This is a genomic window from Photobacterium carnosum, from assembly GCF_002849605.1.
GTDB classification, from domain to species: domain Bacteria; phylum Pseudomonadota; class Gammaproteobacteria; order Enterobacterales; family Vibrionaceae; genus Photobacterium; species Photobacterium carnosum.
In genome coordinates, this window is record NZ_NPIB01000049.1 from 1 (window position 1) to 4,435 (window position 4,435).

Below are 4,435 nucleotides of genomic sequence, written 5' to 3' on the forward strand. Positions count from 1 at the left end.
CAAAGTTTACTAGAGCTGTTACTTTTAAAGCGCGTATGCTCATCTTACATATATTCAATTCAATAGACACTAGTGGCTGTTGTACTTTGACAGCTATTGATCTTTGCGATGAATTAAACATTCATCGCACAAGAGTAAATAAATATATAGATATAATTAAGACTACTGCCATATATGATATAAAATTAAACACGAATAAAAATAAAACTATATTTACGTTTACTTTACAAAGAAAAAATCAGAATATAAAGAATATTCCTATAGCTACTTATAGTGAAATTAAAAATAATGAATATATTATAGTAAAGGAAATAAATGAATGAAATATATATACAACGAACAATTAACTATTCGTACTAACTGCGAACTAGAAAAAATATATTCAACGAATAAGGGCTTTATTGCTCGTTTAGAAAACGTGGAATATAAGCAAAACGATGATAGCTGGAAAAGTGTTGGCTCACGTTGGCTAATCAATTGTGTTGATATTCAAGATGTAATGAATAATGGATTTAAAGCGGTACAATTATAATTAATGTTGAGTTCGTCCCCCCCTAAAAGGGGAGGACTTCTCAAAAAATAATCTGAGAAACACAACAAACAACCCCGCCAAGGGTTATTTATAGCTTAAACATTTGCTAATGCCCTAAACTTTCAACTCTCATAATCTTGTAAAAAACAAAATTAATCTTCTCACACATAGCTATTACCAGCAGCTTAATTGTGAGCTCTTAAATAAACTTCGATCATATCGTCTATTTAATTTTTTTAGTCTAATCATCTAGTCTCCCTCTCTTATTTCTATCAAACGAGCCACGTTTGAAAATAAAACAAGAGACTCCCACGTTAGTTATTAATATCGAAATATTACGCCACCGAACTCAAACAAAAACCCATCACTTTACATTATTAAATAATGATTTCAGGGGAGCGAGATTCCAAAGCCTCTCCCTTACCAAGTTCCGTTATCATCGTTCATGACCAGTCACTAAAGACATGGCTTAATATTACTTACTCGAATGCAACGTCAACCGATGCAATTACTGGCTTGAGCTATACAGCGATCTATTCAGCTTGCGCCAACTAGTACCGAACAGTCCAGATTTCTCCTCATGCTCCTAATGCCTCACGACATTCTCAGCAGCCCACCAGTCAAGATTGAGTTGTACCATTTCCAGCACCCCTCAATATGGATTTTCACCATTTTACTAATAACAGGGTTTACATAGTCACCTATGTTCCCGTTTCCGTGTCGCCCAATATCTTTTGTTTTTTTCCAAAAATATGGATTGGGTCGAAAAGAACATTTCAGTTCCTAGCGCCCGACGTATGCCGTACCAGCCCAATTACGGGCATACGGCTTCAGCATTAGCAGAGATCAAAATCTGGTAAAAATTGATCTCAAATCAAAGATGGCTAGTCGATGATTTTAATGTTTGTACTTAGCTTAAATAGTTATGTTTCCCGTCAAAGTTAAAGAGCATTTGGTTTGATCTGTTAGGCAGATTAGTCCCGTTCGTTTGTAGCAGAACGAAGCATTAAGAGCAGTCAGAGTATCAGCTTTTCCGCATGAATCAACCACCGCAGAAAAATCGCTTAGGGCGATTTTTTGAGGTTGTCTTGGAATCTCTTTTAACGCTATCTCCACCTCCGTATTTTATAACGGAGTCTCCAGTGTGATTTTTAGCTTTCGTGCTAGAATGTTCTTTATCCCAAATTATTTTTTCATAGAGAATTTAGAATGTACGAAGTTTTTACATACAAAGTTGATGCGATGAAATTTATCCAAACAACCGCCGCCAGGGGCGGTTATTCTCGATATAGTTCTGGAATAATTAAATCAAAAAAACTCGAAACATTTCTGTATAAACTTGAAGATCGTTATCGTATTAGTGCCACAAAACAAATGCGCTATCGTGCAAAAAAAAGAGGCGAGGCCAATACAACAATTGTTTTACTTCAAGAAGATCAAAATATTTATTTTTGGCTGATGGTATCAGAAGGGTTTGGGGCCGTAGCTGAGTGCGAAAAGTTATACGAACTAAAAGACAAAAAGAACCGGCTAATCATTACTGGTCATGAGTTAGTGAGAATCCAAAAGAGTGACAAGGTCACTTGGACATGGCGCATGACGAACGACAATTATGCGGAATTTGAACAACGAATTAAAAACGCATGTCGGCACAAAAACAGCGATCACATTGAACAATGTTTTTACTCATTACAACGTATGCCTGTTTTTTCTGAAATGAGGAAACAATGTTTTGCCTTATTTAAATTATTACAAGCTGAATACAAACGATCACATAAAGAAGATTATCCGAAAAAACTAATAAAAAACTTCTACGGGCGATATAAGGTTGCTAAGAAAATTGATGCTATTGCATTAAGTAGAAAAGCCAAGCGTAATTTAAGTGATCTGGAATTACTTAAATTAGACATTAAAAGAAACAAATCAAAATATGAAAAAGAGATCGTTTTTAATATTTTAGATCTGACTAGCTACTTCAATAAACTTGGTGAGAAGTTTCTCAATCGCTATAAATTAACAGTCGATGAAATCAAACAAGAATTAAAACCTTTCGCTGATTTTGCAAACAACAAAATCAAACAAGACAATGCTTATATTATTAGATTAGATTTTGAAAACATCAAAATCAATTTATTCGATATAATAAAGAAAGCATTAACTAATAATGATAAAAACAAAATTAAGTCTGAGATATTAAATAAGATCGATAATTTTATTAATCAACGTATAGATAATAACGAATTATCACAATATGAATTAATTACACGGGACGCTATTAGGTCTGAGATACTGCACTTTATCAACGAGAACGCTGCACGTTAAAAGCGGCCTGACAGGGCGCGGGCAAGTTTATTTTTCGCGTCCAGTCCGTCCCACGCGAACATCCCCCTGGAACACTCTGATACATGGTCAAAAGCGCTTAATATCCCTTCGGGATAGAGCAAGAGCCAAAAATACTCCTCACAAATCGATTTTAAGCCGCCAAAATCAAACGTAGAGAGCCTTTCCACTAAAAAGCCATAGCTCGACAAGCCTAAATAAATACTGAGTGCTTAGAGAGCTGTACAGGAAAGAAAAATAAAAATAAAAAATTGTTGTTGATCGCGGAGCGAAAACTTAACGCGACCAACCACCGGTCATTTGGCGATTGTGCGTCAAGTGTTGATAACGCGCTTTTTTGTTATCAACACTTGTCCACATGAGACATAAGTGATCGCCTTAAAGGATTTAGATTTAGAGTAATATTTCACTTTAATAGCATAAGTTATTGTATTTTAATAACTTAGTTAAAAATCTAAATCCTAGTATTCTAGGAACTAAATCCTAGTATTCTAGGAATTAAATCCTAGTTTAACTAGGATTTAATTGTTGACAGAAGTTTGAAATAGATTATATTAATCCTAATCTAACTAGGAACTAAAAAACAATGAAGAAAGGAACTACGACAAAAAAAACTAAAATTGTCGGTACTCAGAATTTTATCAATCAAAAAACGGGTGAAATTGTAGAACTAAATGTAGTAGAGGCATCCTCAACTGATTTTAATTTTGAAAAAATTTGGCTCGGACATATTATGCAAGCCCTTGATTGTTTGGGTAGCCAACGTATAAAAGTAGTAACTTGGTTGTTAGAAAATAAAGATAATGATAATCGAATTATTGCAAGACAGGCTGATATTGCCGAGGGTGCAAATGTATCAAAGCAGACTGTGACGGATGTTATTAGTACATTAATTAGTAATGATATTTTGAAAATGGTACATCGAGGAGTTTATCTATTGAATCCGAATGTGATATTTAAAGGGCATCATGGAAAAAGAATGGATGTATTGATTAGATATAACAAATTATAGAGTAAGAATAAGAAGAAAAATATAATGACAAATGAAGAAAAGATGATATTAGCTATAGATAAAATATATATAACAAAAACAATATATGAACAATTAAGTGATTGGGAGAAATCTTTTTTAAGAGGTTTGTCTTCAGAATATAGAAGAAGAAAATCATTAAGTGTAAAACAAAAAAATATATTATATCCGATTTTAAAAAAACATAATGTTATTTAATTAAGGTTCTTCTGATGGGTTGCACCCCACCAGAAGAACTAATCAATACTAGCTAATAGAGAGCTAACAATGACTACATCAAAGAATATAGATCTATCTGTATTATTACAAGATGGATCAAATGCGACTGCTATAAAAACAACCACCAATCAGCTAAAACTCTCAAGAAATAATCTATTAAATTCTATTAAATCAACAGCTTTTGATCCAAAGTTTACTAGAGCTGTTACTTTTAAAGCGCGTATGCTCATCTTACATATATTCAATTCAATAGACACTAGTGGCTGTTGTACTTTGACAGCTATTGATCTTTGCGATGAATTAAACATTCATCG

General features: G+C 33.6%; 6 protein-coding genes. All 6 read left to right on the top strand.

Annotated elements, in window-relative coordinates; translation table 11 throughout:
• The coding region (locus tag CIK00_RS21590) for a hypothetical protein (RefSeq protein ID WP_233426589.1) at positions 1–323 on the top strand (323 nt) is incomplete at its 5' end.
• The gene (locus tag CIK00_RS20845; RefSeq protein ID WP_101770435.1) at positions 320–532 is read left to right on the top strand and encodes a hypothetical protein; all 213 of its coding nucleotides are present in this window, start codon (positions 320–322) and stop codon (positions 530–532) included. The genes CIK00_RS21590 and CIK00_RS20845, both read left to right, overlap by 4 nt.
• A gap of 1,209 nt (positions 533–1,741) precedes the next feature.
• Positions 1,742–2,854 carry a hypothetical protein gene (locus tag CIK00_RS20850; protein WP_101770436.1) on the top strand — a complete coding sequence of 371 codons (1,113 nt, stop codon included), beginning with the start codon at positions 1,742–1,744 and terminating at the stop codon, positions 2,852–2,854.
• Between the two features lie 604 nt (positions 2,855–3,458).
• Entirely contained in the window at positions 3,459–3,884 is a 426-nt protein-coding gene (locus tag CIK00_RS20860) for a replication/maintenance protein RepL (RefSeq protein WP_101770438.1), read from the top strand.
• Positions 3,885–3,908: 24 nt separating this feature from the next.
• Positions 3,909–4,100, top strand: coding sequence for a hypothetical protein (locus tag CIK00_RS20865; RefSeq protein ID WP_101770439.1), 192 nt, complete (start codon positions 3,909–3,911; stop codon positions 4,098–4,100).
• Positions 4,101–4,169: 69 nt separating this feature from the next.
• Positions 4,170–4,435, top strand: a 266-nt coding sequence (locus CIK00_RS21230; protein ID WP_144043203.1) for a hypothetical protein, incomplete at its 3' end; no start/stop codon positions are given.

What these genes read in the sequence shown, in the direction of transcription:
- CIK00_RS20845 (WP_101770435.1), top strand. Translation starts at nt 320, where the DNA reads ATGAAATATATATACAACGAACAATTAACTATTCGTACTAACTGCGAA.
- CIK00_RS20860 (WP_101770438.1), top strand. Translation starts at nt 3,459, where the DNA reads ATGAAGAAAGGAACTACGACAAAAAAAACTAAAATTGTCGGTACTCAG.
- CIK00_RS20865 (WP_101770439.1), top strand. Translation starts at nt 3,909, where the DNA reads ATGACAAATGAAGAAAAGATGATATTAGCTATAGATAAAATATATATA.
- CIK00_RS20850 (WP_101770436.1), top strand. Translation starts at nt 1,742, where the DNA reads ATGTACGAAGTTTTTACATACAAAGTTGATGCGATGAAATTTATCCAA.